Source organism: Streptomyces sp. UNOC14_S4 (assembly GCF_020740835.1).
Lineage (GTDB): Bacteria > Actinomycetota > Actinomycetes > Streptomycetales > Streptomycetaceae > Streptomyces.
In genome coordinates this window covers 1-1,297 of the sequence record NZ_JAINFC010000929.1, presented here as the reverse complement: position 1 = coordinate 1,297, position 1,297 = coordinate 1, and the positions used below count along the sequence as shown (strand labels likewise).

Here is a 1,297-nt window from a genome sequence, read left to right as displayed (position 1 = left end):
CTCGCCCCCCTGACCACCTTCCGGCTGGGCGGCCCCGCCACCCGCCTGGTCACCGCCACCACAGACGACGAGGTGATCGCGGCCGTCCGCGAAGCCGACGCGACCGGCACCCCGCTGCTGGTCATCGGTGGCGGCAGCAACCTGGTCATCTCCGACAAGGGCTTCGAGGGCACCGCCCTGCGCATCGCCACCACCGGCTTCACCCTCGACGGCGCCGACCTGGAGCTCGCCGCGGGCGAGAACTGGTCCGACGCCGTCGCCCGCACCGTCGAGGCCGGGTTCGCCGGTGTCGAGTGCCTCGCCGGCATCCCCGGCTCCGCCGGTGCCACCCCGATCCAGAACGTCGGCGCGTACGGCCAGGAGGTCTCCTCCACGATCACCGAGGTCGTCGCCTACGACCGGCAGGCCGACGAGGTCGTCACCCTCACCAACGAGGAGTGCGCCTTCTCCTACCGGCACAGCCGCTTCAAGCAGGACCCCGCCCGCCACGTCGTCCTCCGCGTCCGCTTCCGGCTGGAGGACGCGGGCGGGCTCTCCGCGCCCGTGAAGTACGCCGAGACCGCCCGCGCGCTCGGCGTCGAGGTCGGCGACCGGGTCCCGGCCGCCCAGGCCCGCGCCACCGTGCTGAAGCTGCGCGGCGGCAAGGGCATGGTGCTCGACCCGGAGGACCACGACACGTGGTCCGCGGGCTCCTTCTTCACCAACCCGATCCTCACGGAGGAGGAGTACGGGCGCTTCCTCGCACGCGTGGCCGAGCGGCTCGGCGAGGACGTCGTGCCGCCCGCCTACCCGGCGGGGGACGGGTACACGAAGACGTCCGCCGCCTGGCTGATCGACAAGGCGGGCTACACGAAGGGGTACGGGGACGGGCCCGCCCGCATCTCGACCAAGCACACGCTTGCCCTGACCAACCGGGGTTCCGCCACGACGGAAGACCTTCTCGCACTGGCGCGCGAAGTCCGTGACGGCGTTCACGCCGCGTTCGGGGTGACCCTCGTCAACGAGCCGGTGACGGTGGGGGTGGCTTTCTAGCCACCCCTCCAGCCGGGGGCTCCGCCCCCGGACCCCGGAGCCGCACAATGTCACAGCCCCGCGCCCCTAAAAGCCGCCCACGAGCTCGGTCGCCCCTGTCCGTCCGGCGGCTGCGGGCCGTCGCTGGTTGCTCGCGCAGTTCCCCGCGCCCCTAAAGGGCAAGGCCGTGAAGTTATGGGCTGATGGGCCCTGTCAACAGGATGTCGATGCTGATGGTGGCTTTGTAGGTGCGTCGGTCCACGCGCAGGCTCTTGTATGCGTAGCG

At 71.9% G+C, this 1,297-nt stretch carries 1 protein-coding gene; it reads left to right on the top strand.

Annotation, left to right across the window (positions count from 1 at the left end):
* Positions 1 to 1,032 (top strand): UDP-N-acetylmuramate dehydrogenase (locus K6I34_RS37095; protein WP_229332410.1); only part of this gene is annotated, 1,032 nt, incomplete at its 5' end.
* Positions 1,033 to 1,297 lie beyond the last annotated feature (265 nt).